The 25248-nt window shown below is 72.6% G+C and carries 26 protein-coding genes; 16 read left to right on the forward strand and 10 right to left on the reverse strand.

Translation table 11 applies throughout. From position 1 onward, the window contains the following. Nucleotides 1-6: 6 nt before the first annotated feature. The 6 genes from AB5J73_RS32005 to AB5J73_RS32030 form a co-directional block, all read right to left on the reverse strand. Nucleotides 7-903, reverse strand: a complete 897-nt coding sequence (locus tag AB5J73_RS32005; protein ID WP_370962421.1) for a TauD/TfdA dioxygenase family protein — start codon at nt 901-903, stop codon at nt 7-9. Next, a complete protein-coding gene (locus AB5J73_RS32010) occupies nt 900-2207 on the reverse strand; it encodes an LLM class flavin-dependent oxidoreductase (RefSeq protein WP_370962422.1) in 1308 nt (435 codons plus the stop codon). The genes AB5J73_RS32005 and AB5J73_RS32010 overlap by 4 nt, the downstream gene beginning before the upstream one ends. Continuing rightward, nucleotides 2204-3046 carry an ABC transporter permease gene (locus AB5J73_RS32015; protein ID WP_370962423.1) on the reverse strand — a complete coding sequence of 281 codons (843 nt, stop codon included), beginning with the start codon at nt 3044-3046 and terminating at the stop codon, nt 2204-2206. Before AB5J73_RS32015 ends, AB5J73_RS32010 begins: the two co-directional genes overlap by 4 nt. Further along, a complete protein-coding gene (locus AB5J73_RS32020; RefSeq protein WP_370962424.1) occupies nt 3043-3816 on the reverse strand; it encodes an ABC transporter ATP-binding protein in 774 nt (257 codons plus the stop codon). Before AB5J73_RS32020 ends, AB5J73_RS32015 begins: the two co-directional genes overlap by 4 nt. Beyond that, the gene (locus tag AB5J73_RS32025) at nt 3813-4832 is read right to left on the reverse strand and encodes an ABC transporter substrate-binding protein (RefSeq protein ID WP_370962426.1); all 1020 of its coding nucleotides are present in this window, start codon (nt 4830-4832) and stop codon (nt 3813-3815) included. Before AB5J73_RS32025 ends, AB5J73_RS32020 begins: the two co-directional genes overlap by 4 nt. Before the next feature lie 102 nt (nt 4833-4934). After that, nucleotides 4935-6146, reverse strand: coding sequence for an ROK family protein (locus tag AB5J73_RS32030; RefSeq protein ID WP_370962427.1), 1212 nt, complete (start codon nt 6144-6146; stop codon nt 4935-4937). A gap of 90 nt (nt 6147-6236) precedes the next feature. Between AB5J73_RS32030 and AB5J73_RS32035 the strand changes: the two genes are divergently transcribed. Next, nucleotides 6237-6572: an ArsR/SmtB family transcription factor gene (locus AB5J73_RS32035; protein ID WP_370962428.1), complete on the forward strand. Its 336-nt coding sequence runs from the start codon at nt 6237-6239 to the stop codon at nt 6570-6572. Nucleotide 6573: 1 nt separating this feature from the next. Continuing rightward, nucleotides 6574-7053 carry an SRPBCC family protein gene (locus tag AB5J73_RS32040; RefSeq protein WP_370962429.1) on the forward strand — a complete coding sequence of 160 codons (480 nt, stop codon included), beginning with the start codon at nt 6574-6576 and terminating at the stop codon, nt 7051-7053. On the opposite strand, the gene AB5J73_RS32045 is transcribed toward AB5J73_RS32040, so the two are convergent. Then, complete coding sequence (locus AB5J73_RS32045) at nt 7022-7990, reverse strand: helix-turn-helix transcriptional regulator (RefSeq protein WP_370962430.1); 969 nt, start codon at nt 7988-7990, stop codon at nt 7022-7024. The genes AB5J73_RS32040 and AB5J73_RS32045 overlap by 32 nt on opposite strands. A 62-nt stretch (nt 7991-8052) precedes the next feature. Between AB5J73_RS32045 and AB5J73_RS32050 the strand changes: the two genes are divergently transcribed. Further along, nucleotides 8053-9177 carry an epoxide hydrolase family protein gene (locus AB5J73_RS32050; protein WP_370962431.1) on the forward strand — a complete coding sequence of 375 codons (1125 nt, stop codon included), beginning with the start codon at nt 8053-8055 and terminating at the stop codon, nt 9175-9177. 60 nt (nt 9178-9237) lie between these two features. Next, nucleotides 9238-9447, forward strand: a complete 210-nt coding sequence (locus AB5J73_RS32055) for a DUF2945 domain-containing protein (RefSeq protein WP_370962433.1) — start codon at nt 9238-9240, stop codon at nt 9445-9447. Here the strand turns inward: AB5J73_RS32055 and AB5J73_RS32060 are convergent. After that, nucleotides 9444-9893: an HIT family protein gene (locus AB5J73_RS32060; RefSeq protein ID WP_370962434.1), complete on the reverse strand. Its 450-nt coding sequence runs from the start codon at nt 9891-9893 to the stop codon at nt 9444-9446. The two genes, AB5J73_RS32055 and AB5J73_RS32060, sit on opposite strands and share 4 nt — an antisense overlap. Nucleotides 9894-9915: 22 nt before the next feature. Next, nucleotides 9916-10800, reverse strand: a complete 885-nt coding sequence (locus AB5J73_RS32065) for an NmrA family NAD(P)-binding protein (RefSeq protein ID WP_370962435.1) — start codon at nt 10798-10800, stop codon at nt 9916-9918. 102 nt (nt 10801-10902) lie between these two features. Between AB5J73_RS32065 and AB5J73_RS32070 the strand changes: the two genes are divergently transcribed. Continuing rightward, on the forward strand, nt 10903-11451 hold the full coding sequence (locus AB5J73_RS32070; RefSeq protein WP_370962436.1) for a TetR/AcrR family transcriptional regulator: 549 nt from the start codon (nt 10903-10905) through the stop codon (nt 11449-11451). Nucleotides 11452-11551: 100 nt separating this feature from the next. Here the strand turns inward: AB5J73_RS32070 and AB5J73_RS32075 are convergent, their stop codons facing one another. Then, nucleotides 11552-12685 carry a helix-turn-helix domain-containing protein gene (locus AB5J73_RS32075; protein ID WP_370962437.1) on the reverse strand — a complete coding sequence of 378 codons (1134 nt, stop codon included), beginning with the start codon at nt 12683-12685 and terminating at the stop codon, nt 11552-11554. 181 nt (nt 12686-12866) lie between these two features. On the opposite strand from AB5J73_RS32075, the gene AB5J73_RS32080 reads away from it, so the two are divergent. From AB5J73_RS32080 to AB5J73_RS32130, 11 genes are all read left to right on the forward strand, one after another. Next, the gene (locus AB5J73_RS32080) at nt 12867-14126 is read left to right on the forward strand and encodes a YncE family protein (protein ID WP_370962438.1); all 1260 of its coding nucleotides are present in this window, start codon (nt 12867-12869) and stop codon (nt 14124-14126) included. Nucleotides 14127-14250: 124 nt separating this feature from the next. Continuing rightward, on the forward strand, nt 14251-15723 hold the full coding sequence (locus tag AB5J73_RS32085; protein WP_370962439.1) for an amidohydrolase family protein: 1473 nt from the start codon (nt 14251-14253) through the stop codon (nt 15721-15723). Further along, the gene (locus tag AB5J73_RS32090; RefSeq protein ID WP_370962440.1) at nt 15720-16847 is read left to right on the forward strand and encodes a M20 family metallopeptidase; all 1128 of its coding nucleotides are present in this window, start codon (nt 15720-15722) and stop codon (nt 16845-16847) included. The genes AB5J73_RS32085 and AB5J73_RS32090 overlap by 4 nt, the downstream gene beginning before the upstream one ends. 32 nt (nt 16848-16879) lie before the next feature. Beyond that, nucleotides 16880-17764 carry a GNAT family N-acetyltransferase gene (locus tag AB5J73_RS32095; protein ID WP_370962441.1) on the forward strand — a complete coding sequence of 295 codons (885 nt, stop codon included), beginning with the start codon at nt 16880-16882 and terminating at the stop codon, nt 17762-17764. Continuing rightward, nucleotides 17761-18864 carry an o-succinylbenzoate synthase gene (menC, locus tag AB5J73_RS32100; RefSeq protein ID WP_370962442.1) on the forward strand — a complete coding sequence of 368 codons (1104 nt, stop codon included), beginning with the start codon at nt 17761-17763 and terminating at the stop codon, nt 18862-18864. Before AB5J73_RS32095 ends, menC begins: the two co-directional genes overlap by 4 nt. Beyond that, nucleotides 18861-20108: an MFS transporter gene (locus tag AB5J73_RS32105; RefSeq protein WP_370962443.1), complete on the forward strand. Its 1248-nt coding sequence runs from the start codon at nt 18861-18863 to the stop codon at nt 20106-20108. The genes menC and AB5J73_RS32105 overlap by 4 nt, the downstream gene beginning before the upstream one ends. 22 nt (nt 20109-20130) lie before the next feature. Further along, nucleotides 20131-20310 carry a hypothetical protein gene (locus tag AB5J73_RS32110; protein WP_370962444.1) on the forward strand — a complete coding sequence of 60 codons (180 nt, stop codon included), beginning with the start codon at nt 20131-20133 and terminating at the stop codon, nt 20308-20310. A gap of 104 nt (nt 20311-20414) precedes the next feature. After that, nucleotides 20415-21800, forward strand: a complete 1386-nt coding sequence (locus AB5J73_RS32115; RefSeq protein ID WP_370962445.1) for a serine hydrolase domain-containing protein — start codon at nt 20415-20417, stop codon at nt 21798-21800. Beyond that, nucleotides 21797-22687: a serine hydrolase gene (locus tag AB5J73_RS32120; RefSeq protein ID WP_370962446.1), complete on the forward strand. Its 891-nt coding sequence runs from the start codon at nt 21797-21799 to the stop codon at nt 22685-22687. Before AB5J73_RS32115 ends, AB5J73_RS32120 begins: the two co-directional genes overlap by 4 nt. After that, entirely contained in the window at nt 22684-24270 is a 1587-nt protein-coding gene (locus AB5J73_RS32125; protein ID WP_370962447.1) for an ABC transporter substrate-binding protein, read from the forward strand. Before AB5J73_RS32120 ends, AB5J73_RS32125 begins: the two co-directional genes overlap by 4 nt. Then, complete coding sequence (locus AB5J73_RS32130) at nt 24267-25247, forward strand: ABC transporter permease (protein WP_370962448.1); 981 nt, start codon at nt 24267-24269, stop codon at nt 25245-25247. Before AB5J73_RS32125 ends, AB5J73_RS32130 begins: the two co-directional genes overlap by 4 nt. Nucleotide 25248 lies beyond the last annotated feature (1 nt).

Here is a 25248-nt window from a genome sequence, read left to right on the forward strand (position 1 = left end):
CCCGGCTCACGCCACGGAGGTGTAGTGCGAGGCGTCGCCTTCGAGCGACTCGCTCGGCCGGCCGTCGACGCCCACCGGGACGTCGCCGGCCACCGTGACGCGGTTCAGGCGCCGGGGGAGGCCGTCGTAGTTGTCGATCGCGTAGTGCTGCGTGGCGCGGTTGTCGAACAGCACCAGCTGGTTCGGCTCCCACGCCACGCGCACGACGTTCTCCGGCCGCGTGACGTAGGACTGCAGCAGCCGCAGCAGGTCCCGCGACTCGCTCACCGAAAGCCCTTCGATCCGCTGCGCGAAGCCGCCGATGAACAGCCCGCGCTCGCCGGTCACCGGGTGCACGCGCACCACCGGGTGCACGGTCCGGTACTTGCGCGAGACGAACCGGGCGCGGCGTGCCTGCTCCTTGTCGTCCACCGTCTCCGGCGGCTGGACGTAGTCGTAGTCGTTGGTGTGCACCGCCCGCAGCGTGTCGGCGAACGCCCGCAGCGGCTCCGGCAGGTCGCGGTAGGCCGCCGCGGCGTTCGCGATCAGCGTCTCCCCGCCGTAGGGCGGCACCACGAGGCTGCGCAACGTGCTGGCCTGGGGCGGGTTGAGCACGAAGGTGACGTCGGTGTGCCAGTGGTTGGCGCGGCCCTGCTCGCTGTCGACGGGCAGGATCGCCGGCGCGCCGTCGACGGCGGGAACCGTCGGGTGGGCCTTGGTCAGCTCGCCGAAGTGCGCGGCGAAGCGCTGCTGGCCCTCGTCGTCGAGGTCGACGCCCCGGAACACCAGCGCCTTGTGCTCGTGCAGCGCTTCGGTCAGGAAGGCGACCTGGGACGCGTCGAGGTCGCCGGTGGGGTCGAAGCCGACGATCTCGGCGCCGATCCTCCCGGTGATCTTGCGGACGTCGGTGCTGATCGCGGTCATGCGGGCTCCTTGACTCGGGTGGCGGGACGCGCGAGGCCGTAGTGCTCGCGCAGGGTGGTGCCGGAGTACTCGGTGCGGAAGAGCCCGCGCCGCTGCAGCTCCGGGACGACGAGGTCGACGAAGTCGTCGAGCCCGCCGGGCAGGGTGGGCGGCATGACGTTGAAGCCGTCGGCGGCGCCGCCGGTGAACCACGCCTCCAGCTCGTCGGCGACCTGGACCGGCGTGCCGGCGAAGACGCGGTGCCCGCGCCCGCCCGCCAGCCGTTCCAGCAGCTGCCGGATGGTGAGGTCCTCGCGCCGGGCCAGGCCGACGACCAGCTCGAACCGGCTCTGGCCGCCCTCGGTGAAGCTGCCGACCTCCGGCAGCGGGCCGTCCAGCGGGTAGCCGGTGACGTCGTGGTCGAGCATCTTCGACAGCTGCCGCAGCCCGTAGTCCGGCGTGATCAGCGCGTTCAGCTCGGCTTCCCGCTCGCGCGCCTCGGCTTCGGTGCGGCCGAGGATCGGCGAGATGCCGGGCAGGATCTTGATCTCGTCCGGCGTCCGGCCGTACTTGGCCAGCCTGCTCTTGACGTCGTCGTAGAAGGCCTTGCCCTCGGCGAACGTCTGCTGCGCGGTGAACACGGCTTCGGCGTGGCGGGCCGCGTACTCCTTGCCGGTCTCCGACGACCCGGCCTGCACGAGCAGCGGGTGCCCCTGCGGCGGCCGCTCGATGTTGAGCGGCCCGTGCACCTGGAAGTGCGGCCCGTCGTGCTCGATCGCGCGGATCCGGTCGGTGTCGGCGTAGATCCCGCTCGCGCGGTCGACGAGCGCGGCGTCGTCGTCCCAGCTGTCCCAGAGCTTCTTGACGACCTCGACGAACTCGTCCGCGCGTTCGTAGCGGGAGGCGTGCGACGGCCGCTTGGCCAGGTTGAAGTTGCGTGCCTCGTCGGTGCCGGCCGAGGTGACGATGTTCCAGCCCGCGCGGCCGCCGGAGAGGTGGTCGAGCGAGGCGAACTTGCGGGCCAGGTGGTACGGCTCGTTGTAGGTGGTCGACGCGGTCGCGATGAGTCCGATGTGGACCGTGCGCGCGGCGAGCGCGGAGAGCAGCGTCAGCGGTTCGAAGTGACTGTGGGAGTTGTGTTTGACGTTGCCCCACAGCGCGACGCCGTCGGCGAGGAAGAGCGAGTCGAGCTTGCCGCGCTCGGCCGTCCGCGCGATGTCGGCGTAGTGCTGCAGCGTCCGGGCCCGCCGCGGGTCGGTCGAGGGGTGCCGCCACGCGGCTTCGTGGTGGCCGTTCGGCATCACGAACGCGTTGAGGTGCATCATGGCTTCTCCTTGGGGCGCCAGGTCGAGAACCGCCGTTCGAGCCCGACGAAGCCCTGGTTGACGAGCACGCCGAGCAGCGAGACCGCGATGATCCCGGCGTACATCTGGGGGATGAGGAAGTTGACCTGCGTGGTGTTGATCAGGTAGCCGAGCCCGGCCTTCGCGCCGACCATCTCGGCGGCCACCAGCACCAGGATCGAGTACGACGCCGCCATCCGGATGCCGGTGAACACCGTCGGCACCGCGGAGGGGAGGATCACCTTCCGGAACAGCCGCGGGCTCGACAGCCCGAGCGAGCGGGCCGCCTTCACCAGCAGCGGGTCGACGCTGTGCACGCCGGCGATCGTGTTGAGCAGCACCGGCCACACGCAGGCGTAGACCACCAGGCTGACCTTCGACAGCTCGCCGATGCCCAGCAGCAGCGTGAACACCGGGAGCAGCGCCAGCGCGGCGGTGTTGCGGGCGAGTTCCAGCAGCGGCTGCAGGAACCGGGCGACCGGCCGGTACCAGCCGATCAGCAGCCCGAGCGGGACCGCGACGGCGACGGCGATCGCGAACCCGGCGGCCGAGCGGCCGGTGCTGGCCAGCAGGTGCTCGGCCAGCTGGCCGTCGAGGACGAGCTCCCAGAGCGCCTGCAGGTCTTCGGAAAGCGGCGGCAGGAACGTCCGCGTGCTCTCGTCGAGGACGAACCGGGGGACGAGCTCCCAGAGCGCCGCGAACAGCACGACCGCGGCGGACGCGTGCACCGCCCGGGTGAGCTTCTCGGTGAACCGGTGTGGTTTCGGAGGTGCGGCCACCGGTCCGTTGTGGACTGCCGGGGCATCCAGGGTGGTCGTCATCGGACCGCGCTCCGTTCGTGTTCGGCCGCCTTGCGGACCTCGTCGTGCAGCAGTTCCCAGAGCCGGTGGCGCTGGCGCCCGAACTCCGGCGCGGAACGCACGTCGCCGGTGCGGTCGCCGAGGTCGACGTCGACGACGGCCTTGAGCCGGCCGGGCCGCGAGGTCAGCACGGCGACCCGCTGTCCCAGGTAGACGGCCTCGTCGATGCCGTGGGTGATGAACACGACGGTCTTGCCGGTGCGGCGCCAGATCCGCAGCAGCTCCTCCTGCAGCTGCTCGCGGGTCTGCGCGTCGAGCGCGGCGAACGGCTCGTCCATCAGCAGCACCGCCGGGTCGTAGGCGAGGCTGCGGGCGATCGCGACGCGCTGTTTCATCCCGCCGGACAGCTCGTGCGGGTAGCGGTCCTCGAACCCGGAAAGCCCGACCAGGTCGAGGTATTCGCGGGCCCGGTCCGCGCGCTGCCGCTTCCCGAGCGGGCCGCCTTCGAGGCCGAACTCGACGTTCGCGCGGGCGGTGCGCCACGGGAACAGCGCGTACTGCTGGAAGACGACCCCGCGGTCGAGGCCGGGCCCGCGCACCGGCTCGCCGTCGATGAGCACCTCGCCCGACGTCGGGGTGGCGAGCCCGCCGAGGAGGTCCAGCAGCGTCGACTTGCCCGACCCGCTGGGCCCGACGAGGGAGAGGAACGTGCCGTCGGCGATGTCGAGGGAGACGTCGTCGAGCGCGGTGAGCGCGCCGAAGGTCTTGGTCACCGCGCGGATGGCGATCACCTGGTCACCGCCGGGGCGCCGGCGCGGTAGGGGTTGAACTCGTTGGTGTAGAGCTTGGACGTGTCGATCTTGTCGCCCTTGAGGTAGCCCTGCCGCTTCAGCCACGGCTCCCAGAGCGTGTAGTCCTGGTCGGAGATGAGCCCGCCGCGGGTGAGGCCGACGCTCTTCCAGTACTTCAGCGTCGCCGTGCTTTCGTTGCGGCCGCGGGCCTGGATGATCTTCGTGAAGCGGGCGATCACCTCTTCCCGGGGAGTGGTGCGTTCCCATTCGATGGCGCGGGCCACCGCCGAGACGAAGATCTTCGTGGTCTCCGGGTACTTCTTGATGAAGTCGGTGCGCAGCACGTACGGCCCGCCGTTGTACGGCCCGAACGCCTGGACGTCGCTGAAGAGCGGGCGGACACCGCCGGCGGCGAGCGCGTGGTCCTGCAGGATGCCCTGCAACGCGGCGACGTCGAGCTGGCCGTTGCGCAGCGCCTGCTCGGCGTTGACCGGCGGGATGACGACCAGCTGGACCTGCTTGATCTCGTCGTCCGAGAGGCCCTGCCCGGTCAGCCAGGTGTCCAGCGCGGCTTCCAGGTTCGCGCCCGCGGTGTTGACGCCGACCTTCTTGCCGATCAGGTCGCGGGCGGTCCGGATCGGACTGTCCTCTTTGGTGTAGAAGCCGATGAACGCCTTGTCGTCGGAGCCGTAGTAGTTGACGACCGCCTTGACCGGTGCGCCGGCTTCGACGAGCTTGACGACTGCGCCGGTGAAGGCACCGCCGAAGTCGGTCTGGTCGGTGGCCGCGGACTGGATGTCCTGCGGGCCGCTGATCGTGTTGCCGACCCACTTCAGCTTGACCGGGCCGAAGTAGCCCAGGTCTTCGGCGAGTTCGGGCAGGCTCACGGAGTTGGCGTTGCCCTGGTAGCGCAGTTCCAGCTTCTCGGGTTGCCCGGGCGCACCGGTGGCCGTCGCCGACGCGCAGCCGGCGAGCAGCGCGGCGGCGAAGGCGAGCAGGGGCAAGGTTTTCTTCACGGTGGTTTCGTCCGTTCCGGGAGTCGGCGGGGTTGGGAGCAATTGTTGGCGGCCGCCGGCCGGAGGGTCAATTTTGCGAGTTCGTGAAATAACTCGGGAGGTTCACGAGGCGTGGGAGAGTTCGGTCAGCAGGGGACCGAACGGGTCGTCGTAGAGGAGGTCGAGCAGCACCGCGCCGCCGGCCGTGGCCAGCTCGGTGCCCGGGAAGCTCGTACCCACAACGGTTTCCGCGCTGTCGAGGCGGCGGGAGCGCGCGCCGACCTCGTCCCGGATGGCGGGAAGGCAGCCGGGTACGCCCGCTATGCTCCGGTCGACCACCACGAGCACGGCCGGGTTGAGGACGTCGAGCAGCAAGGCCGCCGCCTGGCCGATCAGCCGTGCGCGGTCGTGGAACAACCGCACCGCCGCGGAATCGCCGCGTCCGGCGAGTGCCAGCAATTCCGGGAAATCCGGGCGGGCGAGCAAGCCGCTTTCCATCGCGCGGCGCGCGAGAGTCGCTTCCGAGACGGCGGCTTCGAGGCAGCCGGTGCGCCCGCACCGGCACGCTTCGGCGCTGTCGTCGACCGGCAGGTGCGCGACCGCGCCGGCGGCAGAGCGCGGCCCGTGGTGCACCGTGCCGCCGGTCGCGAACGCGGCGTCGACGACGTTGCCGGTGAACAACTGCACGACGCTTTCGCGTGCCCGCGGGTGCCCGAAGAGCTGTTCGGCGTGCACCAGCGAGCGCGCGTGGCCGTCGACCGCGACGGTGAGCCCGGTCGAGGCGGCGAGCAGGTCACGCACCGGGACGTCCCGCCAGCCCAGCAGCGGGTGTTCGACCACGGTGCCGGACGCGCGGTCGACCCAGCCCCCGGTGGCGACACCGAGCCCGAGCGGCTCGCGGTCCGGCGCGTGCCCGAGCAGGAGGTCGTCGAGGATTTCGGCCGCTCGTGCGAGCACGTCTTCGGCGGCGAAGCCCTCGTGTGGTTCCTCGTGCTGCACCAGCACGTTCCCGCGCACGTCGAGCAGCGCGACGGTGGCGTGGTGCACGGCCAGGTGCAGCGCGCCGGCGACGTGCCGCCCGGTGTCGAGGTCGACCGGCACGTGCGGCCGCCCGACGCGTTTTTCGGTTTCCGGCAGCTCCCGCAGCAGGCCGCGCTGGAGCAGTTCGGCGGCGTGCCCGCTGACGGCGGCGGCGGACAACCCGGTCCGGCGCGCGATGGTGCTGCGCGCGATAGGCCCCTCGTCGAGCACCGCGCGCAGGACGGCACTCGCGCTGGCACTACGGCGGGCGCCGCGCGCATCCGTCCTCTGTGGAGCGTCGGCCCGGGCCGTCATGGCCTGATGGTGGCAGACGGCGGGGCGCGAGCCCAGCGTGCCCAGGATGTGGGTGTTGACACATACCCATATCGGCATATGATGACTCGCGTGGCCCGTGCAGCGACGACAACCGACACCTTCAACGCGGTCGCCGAACCCCGGCGGCGGCAGATCCTCGACGTCCTCCGCGACGGCGAACGGTCGGTCGGCGACCTCGTGGACCTGCTGGGCCTGGCCCAGCCGCAAGTGTCGAAGCACCTGCGGGTGCTGCGGGAGGTGGGCGCGGTGGACGTGCGCGGTGCCGGCCGCCGGCGGCTTTACCGGCTCAACGGGCCCGCGCTCAAGCCGATCCACGACTGGGTCCGGCAGTACGAGCGGACGTGGGCCGGGCGGTTCGACCGGATGGACGACGTCCTCGAAGAACTGAAGAAACAGGAGCACTGACGTGGAGATCACCACCCCCGCCGAGGACCAGATCCTCATCACGCGCGAGTTCGACGCGCCCAAGCACCTCGTCTACCGCGTGTGGACCACGCCCGAGCTGGTGCGCCGCTGGTGGAGCGGCCACCGCGGGACCACCACCGAAGTCGAGCTGGACCTGCGCCCCGGCGGCCGCTGGCGGTACGTGCTGAAGACGGACGACGGGGCCGAGGTCGGTTTCCACGGCGAGTACCGGGAAATCGTGCCGGCCGAGCGGATCGTCTACACCGAGGTGTTCGAGCTGCCGGGCGTCCCGCTCGACTCGGTGGACGGGCCGCTCATCACCGTCACCTTCACCGCCCTCGAGGGCGACCGCACGCTGCTGAGCTTGCTGACCGAGACCGGCAGCAAGGAACTACGGGACACGATCTACGAGTCCGGCATGGAGGTCGGGGTCCGGGAGCAGTTCGTGCTCATCCAGGAGCTGGCCGACTCCCTGCGTTAGCGGCCCGCAGGAACCGCTCGCCCGTCTTCGCCAGTTCCGCGGCCAGCTCCGGCGCGTCGAGCACGTCGAAGTCCACTTCGAGCAGCCCGAGGTGGAGCCCGAGCATCGCCGCGTCGTCCGAGCCGACCTCGGCGACGCAGCGGTCCGGCCCCTCCGGGACGACCTCGACCGCGATGGGCAGCCGGGCGCGGACGTGGTCCGCCGGCGCGTGCAGCCGGACCCGGGCGTGGAAGCGCCAGGTCGCCGCGCCGGCGCTGCGCTGGACGAACTGCACGACGTCGCCCTCCGGCGGGTCGCGCGGGGCGAAGCGCGGGCCGTTCGGCACCTTCGGCGTCATGCGGTCGACGCGGAAGGTGTGCCAGTCGTCGCGCGCGGTGTCCCAGGCGACCAGGTACCAGCGCCGCCCCCAGCTGACCAGCCGGTGCGGCTCGACGTCGCGGCGGCTCGGCTCGCGCAGGTGACTCGTGTAGCCGAAGCGCAGCCGTTCGCTCGCCCGGATGGCGGCCGAGATCGCGGTCAGCACGTCGGCGCCGACGGCCGGCCCGTCGCCGGGCACCGAGACGGTCGCGGCCTGCAGCGCCTGGACCCGATGCCGCAGCCGGGACGGCAGGACCTGTTCGAGCTTGGCGAGCGCGCGCACCGACGTCTCGGCGATGCCGGCCACACCCGTCGCCGTGCGGAGACCGACCGCGACGGCGACCGCTTCGTCGTCGTCCAGCAGCAGCGGCGGCAGGTGCGCGCCGGCGCCGAGCCGGTAGCCGCCCTGCACGCCGGGGGCCGCCTCGACCGGGTAGCCGAGCTCGCGCAGCTTGCCGACGTCGGTGCGGACGGTGCGCGTGGTGACGCCGAGCCGCTCGGCGAGGTCGGCGCCGGTCCAGTCGCGCCGCGTTTCGAGCAGCGAGAGCAGCCGGAGCAGGCGGGCGGAGGTCTGCAGCATTTTCCGAGCATCGCACGAAACGCGGAAGGAAGCCTTCCGCAATGGCTTCTAGCGTCCTCCCCATGACGAACGAAATCCGCCCCTTCCGCATCGACGTCCCGCAGGCCGAGCTGGCCGACCTGCACGGGCGGCTCACCGGCGCCCGGTTCGCCGATTCCGTGCCCGGTGACGAGCCGGACTGGTCCCGCGGCATGCCCACCGAAGCCGTCCGCGAACTCGCCGGGTACTGGCGGGACGGCTTCGACTGGCGCGCCCAGGAGGCGGCGCTGAACGCGTACCCGCAGTTCACGACCGAGATCGACGGGCAGACCATCCACTTCCTGCACGTCCGGTCGGCGCGGGCCGACGCGGTGCCGCTGCTGCTCACCCACGGCTACCCCAGCTCGATCGCCGAATTCCTCGACGTCGTCGGCCCGCTGACCGAAGCCGGCCCGGACGCCTTCCACGTCGTCGTCCCGTCCCTGCCCGGGTTCGGGTTCTCGACGCCGCTGAGCGGACCCGGCTGGGAGCTGGCCCGGACGACGGACGCGTTCGCGGAGCTGATGGTCCGGCTCGGCTACGAGCGTTTCGCCGCGCAGGGCGGCGACATCGGCGCGGGCGTCACCGGGCGGCTCGCCTCCCTGTACCCCGACCGCGTCATCGGGACGCACGTCAACAGCGACCGCGGGACGATCGCGCTCGCGGGGGAGCAGCTGCCGTTGCCGGAAAACCTGTCGCCCGCCGAACAGTCCGAATTGGACGCCGCGCGCGAGGCGTGGAAAGCCGGCCGCGGGTACCTGGACCTGCAGTCGCACAAGCCGGAGACGATCGCGGCCGCGCTCACCGATTCCCCGGTCGGGCAGCTGGCCTGGATCGCGGAGAAGTTCCAGGCGTGGACCGGCGACGGCGTCGACCGCGACCGGCTGCTGACGAACGTGAGCCTCTACTGGTTCACCCGCAGCGGCGCGACCGCGGCCCGGTTCCTCTACGAGGCCGCGCACTCCGCGCATGGGTGGCTGACGCCGTCGGCCGTCCCGGCGGGCTGGGCGGTGTTCGACTCCTCACCGGTGGTCCGGCGGATCATGGACCCGGAGGAGAAGATCGCGCACTGGTCGGAGTTCGCGTCGGGGGGCCACTTCGCCGCGCTGGAGGAACCGGAGCTGCTCGTGGCCGACATCCGCGCGTTCTTCCGCGGGCTGCGCTCGTGATCGGGTCGTGTCCCCGGATCATCGGGCGTACCCGGCATGATCGGCGGGTACCCCCCGATCATGAGCAAGCACTTCGAGAAGGGTGACCGCGTCCGCTGGGACGCGGGCAACGAGAGTTCGGTCGGGACGGTCGAGGAGAAGATCACCGAGGACACGCACGCGGGCAAGCGGGACGTCAAGGCGTCGCCGGACCAGCCGCAGTACCTCGTGAAGAGTGAGAAGTCCGGGAAGACCGCGGTGCACCACCCGGACAAGCTGCACAAGGCCTAAAGCGCGGCCTTGACCTTCGCCGCGACCTCCGTCAGCTCCTCGCGGGAACGCACCCGCCAGTCGGCGTTCATGACGAAGCCGTCGCCGGCGTGGCGGGGGATCACGTGCAGGTGGACGTGGGGGATCTCCTGGCCCGCGGCCTTGCCGTCGGCGAGGTAGAGGTTCACGCCCTCGCAAGGCAGGTCGGTGCGGCGCAGGGCCGCGGCCAGCGTCTGGGCGACGGTGAACAGGCGGCTGCCCGTTTCGGCCGGCAGCGCGGCCAGGTCCGCGGAGTGCGCGCGGGGGAGGACGAGCAGGTGGCCGGTGGTGACCGGGCGCAGGTCGGCGATGGCGACGAAGTCGTCGTCCTCGTGCACGAACGCCGCCGGGGCGCGGCCGGTGGCGATGGCGCAGAAGATGCATTCGCCGCCGTCGGTGGTCGTCGGCATGCGCTTGAGTTCAGCCATGCGGGTGACCCTAGCCGGGTGATCATCGGGCTGTCAGGTGCTTCGCGGCCCAGTCGGCGAACGACGTCAGCGGGATGCCGAGGGCGCGGGCGAATTCGGGCCGGGCGGGGTGGCCGACTTCGTTCTGCCATTCGTGCCGCACGGCGAACGCGGGCGCCCCGGCGGCCACGGCTTCTTCCGCGGTCATGTCCGGCGCGGTCAGTTCGACGCCCAGCGCCCGCGACAGGACCGCGGCGACGTCGGTCATGGTCATGAGCTCGCTCGCCAGTTCCAGTTCGACGCGGTGGAAGCGCGCCGGTTCGGCGAACGCCGCGGCGGCCGCGGCGCCGATGTCGGCCACCGCGACCAGCGCGAGTTCCGTGCCGGGCTTGATGGTCGTCACGAGCCGCCCGTTCGGCAGGAGGAACGACGGCGGCCGGAAGTTCTCCATGAAGAAGCCCGGCTTGAGCAGCGTCCAATGCTCGAACCCGGCGTCGCGGACGCGGTCCTGCAGCGCGGACTTCGTCGCGAAGTAGTGCTCCATCGACGTCCAGCGGCCCTCGGCCCAGCCGGGCACGGTGCGGTGCTGCCCGGCGCCGGAGACCGACGTGTGCACGAACTGCGGCACACCCGCCTGGCCGGCGGCGTCGATCAGGTTGCGGCCCTGGATCCACTCGGAGTCACCTTCGAGGTCGGCCAGGTCCGGCATCTGCACGGAAAACACGCCCCGCACGCCTTGCACGGCGGGCCGAAGCGAGTCGAGGTCGTAGAGGTCGCCGACGACGAGTTCGGCGCCGAGCGCGCGGATGTCCTCGGCGCGGGCGGGGTCGCGGACGAGCGCCCGGACGGGGATGCCCGCCTTCAGGAGGGCGCGGGCGGTGGCGCCGCCTTGCTTGCCGGTGGCGCCGGTGACCAGGACTGGGGACACGGGGGACTCCTTCGGTCACGAAGTGGCGGGGCCCGCCACTTCGTGACCGCTACACTAGCCATTAACTGGCGGACCCCGCCACTTACGTCCGGGAGGTGGTCCGTGCCGCGGTCCGACGCCCGCCGCAACTACGCGCGCATCCTCGAAGTCGCCGAGGCCGAGGTCGCCGCGCACGGTGCGGGCGCGTCCCTGGAACAGATCGCCCGTACCGCGGGAGTCGGCTCGGCCACCGTCCGCCGCCACTTCCCGAGCCGGCGGGCACTGCTGGAGGCGGTCTTCCACGGCCAGATCGACGCGCTGGCCGCCCAGGCCCGCGAACTGGCGGGCGCCCCGGACCCCCGGACGGCCTTGCTCGACTGGCTCACCGCGTTGACGACCTACTCGGCGACGGCCCGCGGCCTGGCGACCGCGCTGGTCCGCGAGTCTTCGGCGGAGGACGCCCGCACCTGCTCGGTGACGATGACCGCGGCGGGCGATCCGCTGGTGCGGCGCGCGGCCGAGGCGGGGGCGGTGGGCCCGGAGGTGACGATCGCGGACTTGATCGCGCTGGTGACCGGAATCGTGCTGGCGACGGAGAACCACCGCGATCCGGCGGGGGAGGCGCAGCGGTTGCTGGCGTTGGCGGTGCGGGGGATCAGCCCGGATCGCTGAGTGCCCGTGAAGGGGCCCTCCGCGGCATTCGCGCCCGCCGCGGACCCGCTCACCCGACGTCTTGAATGACTCATTCAGGAGCTCCGAAGACCTGAATGAGTCATTCAGGACGCTGGCCGCTCGCGTCTCCCAGCCAGTGGTGCAGTGCCCACCACGACCGGACCGCGTCCAGGACCCGGCCGCCGCTGTTTTCCGGCAGGGCCAGCGGGGTCAGCTCGGCCAGGCGGTCCAGGCGGTAGCGGACCGTGTTCGGGTGCAGGTGCAGGGCTTCCGCCGTGGTGCGCAGGCGCTGGCCGTGGTCGAGGTACGCCAGTGCCGTCGCCGCCAGCTCGCGGTGGAACGGGTTCGCCGGGTCCAGCGACCCGAGCAGCGACGTCGTGAGCAGGTCGGCGAGCAGTGGCTGCGCGGCCAGCGCGAGACCGCCCGCCAGTGCCGTGAGGTCGTGGCGGCCGGGGCCGGCCGAGCGAGCCGCCGCCGTGCAGAGGCCGTGGACTTCCCGCAGCCCGGGCAGCGCAACCGCGGGCGCGACGACGAGCGCCGCGTCGGCGCCCGGCTCGACCGAGGGCGCGCGGGCCGCCAAGCCGGTGAGCCGGCCCTCGACCAGGCCGTAGACCCCGCCGAACTCCAGCAGTGCCTGTTCCAAGGTGCGGGCCCGCGCGGGATCGCTCACGTCGGAAACCACGCAGTGGTACCGGCCTTCGGGACGCAGGCCCGCCTGCCGCAGCTCCTCCGGTGTCGGCGGTGTCCCGGCGAGCAGCAGCGTGCGCAGCAGCTGGGTCCGCGCGTCGCGGACCGTGCGCGACAGCTGGAGCTCGGCGGCGTGGTAGCCCTTGACGATGTGGCGTTCCAGCGCGCCGGTGTAGCGCTCGGCGGCCAGGACCGTCTCGAGGATGAGGTCGTCGGGCAGGCCCGCGGCCCGGCAGCGTTCGACGGCGACGCGCGCGGCGAGCGTGCGGCCCGCCTGGACCCCGCGCAGCAGGTCGGTGAGCGGGACGCCCTGCTCCGCGCGGTCGGCGCCGAGCTTCTCCGCCGTCGTGTAGTCGGCGGTGCCGGGGTTCGTCGTGGCCCGCAGCGCCGCGGAGAGCAGGAACTGGACGTGGCGGCGGTTTTCGGCCTCCGGCAGCCGCGCGACCCCCGGCGACTCGCTGCGCGCGGCGCGCACCAGCTCGTCCAGCACGGTCTCGTCCGCGGCCATCGCGTCGAGCACCTGCCGGAGCAGCGGCAACGCCGGCACCGCACCTCCCGGGGCCCGTTGTGGCACGGCCACAACGCCGCGCGCGCGATGTTGGCCGAGCGGCCCTACCGGAGCTGCTCCGGGGGCCGGTTATCGTGGCGATACCGGACAGTAACCGCTCTACCTCGCGAAAGCCATCGAAGTCCTCGCCGCACCTCTTCAGCGTCGAAAGGTGTTCCCAGTGCGCACTTCCCCGACCCGACGGCGGTCGTACCTCTCGCGCGCGGCGTACGCGCTTTCCGCCGCCACCCTGCTGGCGACCGGCGCCGCGGTGCCGGCGACCGGTGCCCCCGCGGCCCTGCGGGAGGTGATGTTCGTCGGCAACAACTGGGAAGGGACGGCGGACGTCATCCAGTCGCGGGGCACCTTCGCCCGCATCGGGCGCGTGAACATCATCCCGGACAAGGACGACCGGCTGCGGGAGATCTACCTCAACCCGATCAAGCTGGCGTTCTTCCTCGGCATCCGCAACGGCCCCGGCGAAGGCCACGACCAGTTCGTCGACGACATGTACACCACCCCGGACGGCGGTGCGGTGGTGGCGTCACGGCCCAGCTTCGCCGACGTCGTGTCGATCAGCCTCACCACCGGCCGGGTCAACTGGCGCTTCCCGGTGTCGGGCTTCCGCGCCGACCACATGGCCGTCTCGCCGGACGGCCGCCGCGTCGCGGTGTCCGCCTCGACGTCCAACACCGTGCACGTGCTGGACATCGGCACCGGGCAGCAGGTCGGCTCCTTCGCCACCGGTGACAAGCCGCACGAGAACGTGTTCACCGGCGGCGGCCGGTACCTCTGGAACATGTCGATCGGCGAGGTCAACACCGACCTCGACGACCCGGGCTGGGACTTCACCAAGGGGGACCGGCGCATCACCGTCGTCGACGCCGCGACCTTCGCCCAGGTCAAGGTGATCGACATGCGCCAGCGCCTCGACGCCTTCGGCCGGCGCGACCTGTCCGACGCGGTGCGGCCGGTGGCGTTCACGCCGGACGAGTCGAAGCTGTACTTCCAGGTCTCGTTCTTCAACGGTTTCCTGGAGTACGACGTCGCGACGGACAAGATCACGCGGCTCAAGGAGCTCCCGAAGAACCCGGCCACCAGCGACGACCGCACCACCTTCGTCAACGACTCGCGCCACCACGGCCTGTCGATGAGCCCGGCGGGGGACAAGCTGTGCGTCGCGGGGACCATGGACGACTACGCGACGGTCGTCGACCGCGCGACCCTGCAGCAGGGCACGCTGGTCCCGGCGGTGAAGCCGTACTGGGCCACGGTCAGCGGCGACGGCACCGCCTGCGTGATCTCCGAGGCCGGCGCCGACCAGGTCACCGCGATCGACTTCGCCACCGGCCAGAAGCGCGTCTCGGTCCCGGTGGGCGACCACCCGCAGCGGGTCCGGCTCGGGCACGTGCCCGAGGGCTGGACGGGCCCGGCCGCCTGAGCACGGCCGGCGCGGTTCGTCCGCCCGGACGGACCGCGCCGCCCGGCTTCGTCGTCCCGCACCAACGGCGCGGCCCGGAATCCTCCTAACGTCACCGTGATCGGCGACGACGAGGAGGCAGCGGGTGCGGACACTCTTGCGGGGCGGCCGGGTCGTCGACCCGGGCAGCGGGTTCGACGGCGTCGCGGACGTGCTCCTCGGCGACGGCGAGATCGAGGCCGTCGGTGCGGCGCTCGAAGCGCCGGACGCCACCGAGATCGACGTGACCGGGCTCGTCGTCGGGCCCGGGTTCGTGGATCTGCACAGCCACGTGCACTCGATCGCCGGGCAGCGGCTGCAGGCCATGGACGGCGTGACCACCGCGCTCGACCTCGAAGCCGGGCTGATGCCCGTCGAGCGGGCCTACGCCGAGGCCGCCGCGGCCGGGCGGCCGCTGCACTACGGCTTTTCCGCCTCCTGGGGCGCCGCCCGCGCGCAGGTGCTCGCCGGCATCGAGCCCGACGCGGACATCGGCAGCAGCCTGGCCATCCTCGGGAACCCGCGGTGGCAGCGAACCTCTTCCCGGGAGGAACTCGCCGCCTGGTTGTCCCTTTTGGACACCGAGATCGCGAAGGGCGCGCTGGGCATCGGGGTCCTCATGGGGTACGCGCCCGCCACCGACCCCGGCGAGTTCCTCGCCGTCGCGCACCTCGCCGCGAAGGCCGGGGTGCCGACCTACACCCACGTCCGCGAGCTGGTCGAGGTCGACCCGGCGATCCCGGTCGACGGCTCGGTCGAAATCGCCGTCGCGGCCGGGGAAACCGGGGCCGCCATGCACCACTGCCACGTCAACAGCACCTCCGGCCACCACGTCGACCGCGTCCTCGCCACCTTGGACAACGCCCGCCGCGAAGGCTCGCGCGTCACCGTCGAGGCCTACCCGTACGGCGCCGGCAGCACCGCCGTCGGCGCTGCGTTCATCGAGCCGGACCGCTTGCGGTTGAAGGGACTCCGCCCGTCGAGCGTCGTGATCCTCGAGACGGGGGAGCGGGTCCGCGACGAAGCCCGCCTCCGCGAAATCCGGAAGGCGGACCCGGGCGCGCCCTGTCTCCTGGAGTTCCTCGACGAGAACGATCCCCGCGATCGCGGCCTGCTGCACCAGGCGCTCGCCTTCCCCGACGCGATCGTCGCCAGCGACGCCATGCCGGTGTACTGGACGGACGGCCGCGCCGAGAGCACCGAATGGCCGCTGCCGCCGGGCGGCACGACACACCCGCGCACCGCCGGCACCTTCGCGAAGACCCTGCGGCTGATGGTCCGCGAAACCGGTACCTGGAGCTGGCTCGAAGCCTTCCGCCGCTGCTCCTACCTGCCTTCGCGGCTCCTCGACGACGTCGCGCCCGCCGCGCGCGGCAAGGGCCACCTCGCCGCCGGAGCGGACGCCGACGTCGTCGTGCTCGATCCGGACCGGATCACCGACACCGCGACCTACACCGACCCCACCCGGCCGTCGCAGGGTGTCCGGCACCTCTTCGTGGCCGGCGTGCGAGTGATCGGCGAAGGAGAGCTCGACCCGGAAGCGCTTCCCGGCCGGCCGCTGCGGGGTGAGCCGAAGTGATCGAGGACATCGAGGCGCTCGTCCGCTGCGAATCCCCGTCGGAGGACCACGAAGCCGTCGCGCGCAGCGCCGAGGTCGTCGCCGCGATCGGACGGCGGCTCCTCGGGACCGAGCCCGAACGGATCGTCACCGACGGCTGCACGCACCTGCGGTGGCGGTTCGGCGAGCCGCGGGTCCTGCTGCTCGGCCACCACGACACCGTGTGGCCACTGGGTTCTCTGCGCACCCACCCGTTCGAGGTCCGCGACGGCGTCCTGCGCGGACCGGGCTGCTTCGACATGAAGGCCGGCGTCGTGATGGCCCTGCACGCCGCCGCGGCGCTGCCCGACCGGGACGGCCTCTCGATCCTCGTCACCGGCGACGAGGAGATCGGCTCGCCGCTGTCCCGGCCGCTGATCGAGGCCGAGGCCAAGACCTGCGACGCGGTGTTCGTGCTCGAAGCCTCGGCCGACGGCGGGGCGCTGAAGACCCGCCGCAAGGGCGTTTCCCGGTACTGGGTCGAAGTCGGAGGCCGCGCCGCGCACGCCGGGCTGGAACCGGAGAAGGGCGTCAACGCCGGGATCGAGGTCGCGCACCAGATCCTCGCCGTGGCCGTGCTCGCGGACGCGGAGAAGGGCACCACCGTCGTCCCGACCGCGCTCAGCGCCGGGACGACGACCAACACCGTGCCCGCCGCGGCGAGCGTGGCGGTCGACGCCCGTGTCTGGGACACCGGCGAGCAGGACCGCGTGGACCGGGCCATCAGGAGCCTGGCCCCGGTCGTCGACGGCTCGTGGATCCGGATCGGCGGCGGCATCAACCGGGCACCGCTGGACGCGAAGGCGTCGGCGGAACTGTTCGTGCTGGCGAACGAACTCGCCGCCGGGCTGGGGCTCGGGCCGCTCGCCGAGGCGGCCGTCGGCGGGGCGTCGGACGGCAATTTCACCGCGGGACTGGGCATCCCGACCCTCGACGGCCTCGGCGCCGTCGGCGGCGGTGCCCACGCCGACGACGAACACGTCCTCGTCGCGGAGCTGCCGCGGCGCACCAGGTTGCTCACCGCACTCGCCGAAACCGTGCTGGCGCGGGGAAGTTCGTCCGCGCCGACGAACACGCGGGGCGAATCCGGTGCGGCGCAACGGTGACCGGCGGGCCGGGTCCGGAGAGGATCGTCAGCGTGACTGAAGTCGTGACGAACACAGCCCCGCCGCTGCGGGACGAGGCGGCCGCCGCCGCGGCCACCGCCGCCACGGCCTCGGGGGTCGCCGTCCGGACCCTGGCCGAGGTCGCCGACCTGGCCGCCGTGACCCGGCTCTTCGAGTCGATCTGGCGCCCCGAACCGGGAAACCCGCCCGTGACCGCCGAACTGCTGCGCGCCATGGTCTCGGCGGGCAACTACGTGGCCGGTGCCTTCGACGGGACCGAGCTGCTCGGTGCCTGCTTCGGGTTCTTCGGCGGACCGGCGAAGGGAGGACTGCACAGCCACATCGCCGGCGTCGCCACGAGCGGGCACGGCCGCGGCATCGGCTTCGCGCTGAAGCTGCACCAGCGCGCGTGGGCGCTGCGGCAGGACGTCGAGGAGATCTCCTGGACGTTCGACCCGCTGGTGCGCCGCAACGCCCACTTCAACCTGACCAAGCTCGCCGCCCGCCCGGCGCACTACCTGCCCGACTTCTACGGCCCGATGCACGACGGCATCAACGGCGCCGGCGACACCGACCGGCTGCTGGCCGTCTGGAACCTGACGAGCCCGCCGGTGCGGGCGGCCGCCGGCGGGGCCCCGGCCCGGGCGGACGCCGCCACGCTGCGGAAGCGAGGAGCCGCGGTCGCGCTGGCCGCGGACGCCGGTGGGGCGCCGGTCGGCGGGCCCGCAGACGCCCCTGTCCTGCTCGTCGCCGTGCCGCCGGACATCGAGGCGCTCCGGCGCACCGACCCGGAGCTGGGCCGGGCGTGGCGGGTCGCGCTGCGGGAGGTCCTGGGCGGGTTGATGGCCGGCGGGGCGTCGGTCACCGGATTCGATCGTGCCGGCTGGTACGTGGTCGCGAAGGAGCGCAGGTCGTGAAACTCGACGGGGTGGAACTGCTCCGCGTCCGGATGCCGCTGGTGGCACCGTTCCGGACGTCGTTCGGCACGCAGGCCGAGCGCGAACTCCTGCTCTTGCGGGCGGTGACGTCCGAAGGCGAGGGCTGGGGCGAGTGCGGCGCGATGGTCGACCCGCTCTACTCCTCGGAGTACGTCGACGGCGTCGAGCACGTGCTGCGCACCTTCCTCGTGCCCGCCCTCCTCGCCGCCGGGGACCTGACGGCGAACAAGGTCGCACCGCTGCTGGCGAAGTTCAAGGGGCACCGGATGGCCAAGGCCGCCCTGGAAATGGCGGTGCTCGACGCCGAGCTGCGCGCCCGCGGCGTGTCCTTCGGCGCCGCACTGGGGTCCACAAAGGACTCCGTGCCGTGCGGGGTTTCCGTCGGCATCATGGACACCGTCCCGAAGCTCCTGGACGCCGTGGCCGGCTACCTCGACGCCGGGTACGTCCGGATCAAGCTGAAGATCGAGCCCGGCTGGGACGTCGAACCGGTCCGCGCGGTCCGCGAACGCTTCGGGGACATCCTGCTGCAGGTCGACGCGAACACCGCGTACACGCTCTCGGACGTGCCGCAGCTGCAACGGCTGGACCCGTTCGAGCTGCTGCTCATCGAGCAGCCCCTGGAAGAGGAAGACGTCCTCGGCCACGCCGAACTGGCGAAGCACATCCGGACGCCGATCTGCCTGGACGAGTCGGTCGTCTCCGCGCGGTCGGCCGCCGACGCGATCAAGCTCGGCGCCTGCCGGATCGTCAACATCAAGCCGAGCCGGGTCGGCGGCTACCTCGAAGCGCGGCGTGTGCACGACGTCTGCGCCGCGCACGGCGTCCCGGTCTGGTGCGGCGGGATGATCGAGACCGGGCTCGGCCGGGCCGCCAACGTCGCGCTCGCGTCGCTGCCCGGCTTCACCCTGCCGGGCGACACCTCGGCGTCGGACCGGTTCTACCGCACCGACATCACCGAGCCGTTCGTCCTGGCGGCCGGCCGGCTGCCGGTGCCGACCGGTCCCGGTCTCGGCGTCACGCCGATCCCGGAGCGGCTGACCGAGGTGACGACCGCGAAGGCGTGGCTCGCGTCATGACCGCGGTGGACGCGCGCACCGAGCTCTGGACGGCCCGCCGGGTCAACCGGACGGCGCTGGTGACGATGGCCGTCATGCTGTGCGCCTGGTCGGTCGACTACATCGACCGCTTCGCGATCAGCATGGCCCTGCCGTCGATCGGCGCCGAGTTCGCGCTGTCCAAGTCCCAGCAGGGCTGGCTGGTCACCGTCTTCGCCCTGGTGTACCTGGTGTGCCAGATCCCGGCGGGGTACCTCGCGGACCGCTTCGGCGCCCGGCGCCCGATGCTCGTGACGCTGGTGCTCTGGTCGCTGTTCACCGCGCTCACCGGCGTGGCGGGCACGTTCGGCCTGCTGCTGCTCGTGCGGGCCCTGTTCGGGGTCTGCCAGGGCTGCTTCCCGGCGGCGTCGTTCAAGGCGGTCGCCGAGCGGACCACCCCGGCCAACCGGGCGACCGCGAGCGGCGTGATGCTCTCGGCCAGCGGCGTCGGCGCGGGCCTGGCCCCGCTGATCGTCGGGCCGCTGCTGATGGCCGTCGGCTGGCGGCACACGTTCTTCTGGATGGCCGGCTGCGGCGTCGTGATCGGGGTGGCGGTGTGGGCGATCCTCCCGAAGGCGCTGCCCGGCCGGCTGAGCAGCCTGCCGAAGGAGAAGGCCGCGCCGGAGGTGCCGCGCTCGCGGGTGCTGCGCTCGCCCGTCGTGTGGAAGTTCGCGCTGCTGTTCTGCCTGGTGAACATGCTGGCCTACGGCCTGATCACCTGGGTGCCGAGCTACCTGGTGGAGGCGCGGCACCTGTCGCTCGCCCAGACCGGCGTGCTGGCCGCGATCCCGATGCTGGTCAGCATCGGCACCACGATCCTCGGCGGCTGGCTGTTCGACCGGTTCTTCCACGACCGGGCCCGGTGGTTCCTCGGCGGCATCCTGCTGGTCACCGTCGTCCTGCTGGGGCTGATGGTCACCGCGGGCAGCACGGCGGAGTTCACCGCGTACGAGACGCTCGCGCTCGGCGTGGCCGGTCTCGCCACGATGGGCGTGTTCGGGCTGCCGCTGCGGGTGCTGCCGCCGGCGGTGATCGGGGTCGGCATGGGGATCCTGAACTTCGGCGGCCAGGTCGCCGGCGCGGTCGCCCCCGTGGTGATGGGCCGGCTCGCCGACGCGTTCTCCTACCCCGCGGCCTTCGGCTTCCTCATCGGCACCACGCTGCTGGCCGCGGTGGTGGCGTTCTGGGTGCCGCAGCGGGCCGAGCAGTTCACGTTCGCCGGATAGTCCACAACGGACGGAGGTCCCCATGGAGTCAGCCGAAGAGGTGGTCACCCGCTGGGCGGCGGAGGCCGGCGCGCGGGCCCGCTCGTACGCGGCCGGCGCCGCGGTCACCGCGTCGCGGGTCAAGGTCCTGCTCGCGGTGCGGTACGCGGCGCTGCGGGCCGGCGCGGGCCACCGGCTGCGGGCGGTTCGTCGCCCGCGATGAAAGTTCCGCCGGGTCTTGTCGGTTTCGACGAACCGGCCGCCCCGGCACCCGTCCTAGCATCCCCGCATCGCCGGTACCCCCCACCGTCGCCACGAGAGGCAACCATGTCGAAGCTCACCGAACTCTCCGCCTGGCTGGCCGGCCGGCTCCCCGCGCTGCTGGCCGAGCACCAGGTGCCGGGCGCGTCCGTCGCCGTGTACGCCGGCGGCGAAACCATCGACCACGCGGCGGGGGTGCTCAACAAGGCCACCGGCGTCGAGGCGGACACCGATTCGCTGTTCCAGATCGGCTCCATCACGAAGATCTGGACGACCACCCTGGCCCTGCAGCTGGCCGACGAGGGCCTCCTCGACCTCGACCAGCCGGTCCGGAAGTACCTGCCGGAGTTCAAGATCGCCGACGAGGACTCCGCCGCGCGGATCACCGTCCGGCAGCTGATGTGCCACACCTCCGGCTTCGAGGGCGACATCTTCACCGACACCGGCCGCGGTGACGACTGCGTCGAGAAGTACGTCGCCACCCTCGGCGACGTCCCGCAGCTGTTCGCCCCTGGCGAGATGTTCTCCTACAACAACGCCGCCTTCTGCGTGCTCGGCCGGGTCGTGGAAGTGCTGCGCGGCAAGGCCTACAACGTCTGCCTGGCCGAGCACCTGTTCGTCCCCTTGGGACTGACGCACGCCGCGGCGAGCCCGTACGAGGCCATCCGGTTCCGGGCCGCGCTCGGGCACCTGACGCCGGAGCCGGGTGCCGACCCCGAGCCCGCCGGGGTCTGGGCGCTGGCGGCGTCCAACGCCCCGGCCGGCGCGATGCTCGCCATGCGGCCGCGGGACCTGGTCACGTTCGCCGCGATGCACCTGCGCGACGGCGAAGGCCCGGACGGTACCCGCGTGCTCGGCGCGGACAGCGCCCGCGCCATGCGGGAGCGCGTGGTGGAGCTGCCCGACCTCGGCCTGATGGGCGACGCGTGGGGCCTCGGCTGGTCGCTCTTCGACTGGGCGGGCGGCGAGGTCGTCGGCCACGACGGTGGCACGATCGGCCAGTCGTCCTTCCTGCGCCTCGCACCCGGGCACGACGTCGCGGTGGCGCTGCTGACCAACGGCGGCAACCCGATCGCGCTCTACACCGAAGTCGTCGGCCACGTGCTGAAGGAGCTGACCGGCATCGAGCTCGCCGTGCCGCCGGTGCCGGACCCGGCCGCGCCGCGGATCGACGCGACGCGGTACGTCGGCGAGTACTCGTCGTCCGTCGCGGACATCACGGTCAGCCAGGACGGCGACGGCCGCGTCTGGGTGGAGCGCGTCCCGAAGGGGATCTTCGCGGAGCTGGCCAAGCCGGAGAAGACCGAGCTGGTCGCGATGAACGGCGACACGCTGATCCTGGCCGAGCCGATGCAGGGGATGTACCTGCCGCACGCGTTCGTCGGCGACGACGGCACCGGGCGCGCGCTGTACCTGCACACCGGCCGCGCCGATCGGCGGGTGCGCGCGTGAGCCCGGTCGAGGAGCGGATCGCGGACGTCTTCACCGCGGCCGGCGCGCGGGGGTTCGTGCACGCGCGGGAGCTCGGCGGGGAGGCCGAGGTGGCCGTCGGCGCGGACGACCCGGTGGTGCTGGCGTCGGTGTTCAAGATCCCGGTCGCCGTCGCCTACGCGCGCGAAGTCGTGGCCGGCCGGCTCGACGAAACCGCGCGGACCCGCGTCGGGAAGCGCTACCGCATCGGCGGGATCGGCACCGCCGGCTGCGCCGACGACGTGGAGATGAGCTGGCGCGACCTGGCGCTGTTCATGCTGACCATGAGCGACAACGCGGCCACCGATGTCATCTACCACCGCGTCGGCCAGGCCGCCGTCGACCGCGTCCTGGCCGACCTCGGCCTGGAGCGCACGCGGCTGATCGGCTGCTGCGAGGACCTCTTCGCCTCCGTGCTCGCCGACCTGGGGGCGGCCGGGACAGACGACCTCGACGCGGTGTTCGCCGGGGCGACGCCCGAACAGACCTGGAAGCTCGCGGTGCTCGACCCGGAGCGGACGACGTCGTCCACGCCCCGCGAGATCACCACGCTGCTCGAAGCGATCTGGACCGACCGCGCCGCCGAACCGGCCGCGTGCGAGCGGGTGCGCACGATCATGGCGCAGCAGATCTGGCCGCACCGGATCTCCGCCGGCTTCGGCTCCGACGTGACGATCGCGGCCAAGACCGGCACCCTGCCCGCCGTCCGCAACGAAGCCGGCGTGGTGTCCTTCCCGGACGGCCGCCGCTTCGCCGTCGCGGTCTTCACCCGCGCGGACTCCCTCGCCGGGCGGCAGCCCGCCGTCGACGCCGCCATCGGCAAGGCCGCCCGCCTCGCCGTGGACCACCTCCGGAAGGAAACGCCATGACCAGGACTCGGACGGCGGGGGTCGTGCTCGGGGTGCTCGCGCTCACCGCGACCGCCTGCGGGGGATCGGGAAGCGCCGGGAGCGGGGACGGGACGCCGGTCGACGGCAGGACGTTCAGCCTCGGCATCGGCTCCGACCCCGGCAGCCTCGACCCGCACATGACCGTGCTGTCGGTGGCCCTCCAGGTCGACCGGTTCCTCTACGACACGCTGCTCGGCCTCGACGACGCCGGGAAGCCGGTCGCCGGGCTGGCCGCGAAGTGGGAGGCGTCGACGACGACCGCGTCCTTCACCCTCCGCCAGGGCCTCACGTGCGCGGACGGCAGCCCGCTGACCGCCGCCGACGTCGCGGCCAACATCAACTTCATCGGCGACCCGGCGAACAAGTCGCCCATCGCCGGGCTGTACATCGCCCCGGGCACCAAGGCGGCCGCGGACGCGGCCGGCACGATCACCGTCACCAGCGGGAAGCCGGACGCGTTCCTGGCCCGCAACGTCGGCGGGGTGCCGATCGCCTGCGCCAAGGGGCTCGCGGACCGGAAGCTGCTCGCCAAGGGCGAGGCCGGCACCGGGATGTTCACCGTCGCCGAGTCCGTGCCCAACGACCACTACACGTTCACCCGCCGCAAGGACTACGCGTGGGGCCCCGGCGACTGGAAGGTGGAGCCGGGCCTGCCGGACAAGGTCGTCGTGCGGGTCATCCCGAACACCACGACCGCCACCAACCTGCTGCTGTCCGGCGAGCTGAACGCGGCCCAGATCAACGGGCCGGACCGGCAGCGGCTGGAGGGGCGCAAGCTGTTCCACACCGACTTCACGGCCCCGATGGGCGAGGTGTTCTACAACCAGGCGGCCGGGCGGCCCGGGCAGGACGAAGCCGTCCGCCGGGCGCTGACCCAGGCGCTCGACCTGCCCCAGCTCGGCAAGGTGCTGACCAGCGGCGCCGGCCGGCCGTCGCAGGGCATGATCACGAACGAGCCGGAGGTGTGCCCGGGCGACACCGTCACCGGCAACCTGCCGGCCCACGACCCGGCCGCGGCGGCGGCCGCGCTGGACGCCGCGGGCTGGAAGAAGGGCGCGGACGGCGTGCGCGCGAAGGACGGCAAGAAGCTTTCCCTCACCGTCCTCTACGGCACCCAGCTCGGCCCGACCATGGCGCCGACCGCGGAGCTGGTCCAGCAGACGTGGAAGTCGCTCGGCGCCGACGTGACGCTCAAGGGGGTCGACAGCCCCGGCCTCAGCCAGGTCCTGTTCGGCACCGGCGAGTGGGAGGTCTCCCTCGGCCCGGTCGGGTTCTCGCTGCCGAGCCAGCTGGTGCCGTTCGTCTCCGGCCCGGCCGCGCCCGACGGGACGAACTTCGCCCACATCGCCAACCCCGGGTACGACCAGGGTGCGCAGCAAGCGGCCACCAAGCCCGGGGACGCGAGCTGCGCGGACTGGAACGCGGCGGAGACCGCGCTGATCAAGCGGGTCGACGCGGTGCCCTACTTCGACTCCGTCGTGCCGACCTACGCCAGCGGCGCGAAGTTCGCCCTCAGCCAGGGCAGCCTGACCCCGTCGTCGATCCGGATGCTGGCGAAGTGACCACGGCGGCGGCAGCACCCCGGCTGCGCGGCGGCCCGTGGCCGGCGTTCGCCGCGCGGCGGCTGGCCCGGTTCGCCGTCTCGCTGTGGGCGCTGCTCACCGCGGCGTTCCTGATGATCCACCTGGTCCCCGGCGACCCGGTGCGGGCCGCGCTCGGCATGACCGCGCCCGCCGAGCTGGTCGCGGCCCGGCGGCAGGCGCTCGGCCTGGACGACCCGCTGTGGGTGCAGTACGGGCACTACCTGCGCGGCCTGGTCACCGGGGACTTCGGGACGTCGATGGTGAGCGGCCAGCCGGTGGCGCAGGTGATCGGCGACCGGCTGCCCTCGACGCTGCAGCTGGCGGTGCTCGCGTTCGCGGTCGTGGTGGCCGTCGCGGTCCCGGTTGGCGTCGGCTTCGCGGTGCTGACCCGCGGTGGCCGCCGCCGGGGCGGGGAGCTGGCGTTCACCTCGGTGAGCGTCTTCCTCGCCGCCATCCCCGAATTCCTCGTCGGCGTCGGGCTGGTGGCGCTGCTCGCCGTCGGCCTCGGCTGGTTCCCGGTCGCGGGCGCCGACGACGTCAGCGGGTACGTGCTGCCGGTGGCGGCGCTGGCGATCGGGCCGGCGGCGGTGCTGGCCCGGATCATCCGGGTCGAGCTGCTTTCCGTGCTGGGCGCCGACTTCGTCCGCACCGCGCGGGCGAAGCGGCTGCCCGCGCGGCTGGTCTACGTCCGCCACGCGCTGCCGAACGCGCTCACCGCGACGCTCACCCTGGGCGGGCTGATGCTGACCTCGATGGTGGCGGGCACGGTCCTGGTGGAGAACGTGTTCGCCTGGCCCGGCCTCGGCTCGACGATCGTGCAGTCGATCGTGACCAAGGACTACCCGCTGGTGCAGGGGATCGTGCTGGTCTACGGCGTCGGCGTGCTGCTGGTCAACCTGCTGGTCGACGTCGTGCTCGGGCTGCTCGACCCCCGCTCGGCGATCCGGGAGGCCTGAA

The organism is Amycolatopsis sp. cg9, from assembly GCF_041346945.1.
Lineage (GTDB): Bacteria > Actinomycetota > Actinomycetes > Mycobacteriales > Pseudonocardiaceae > Amycolatopsis.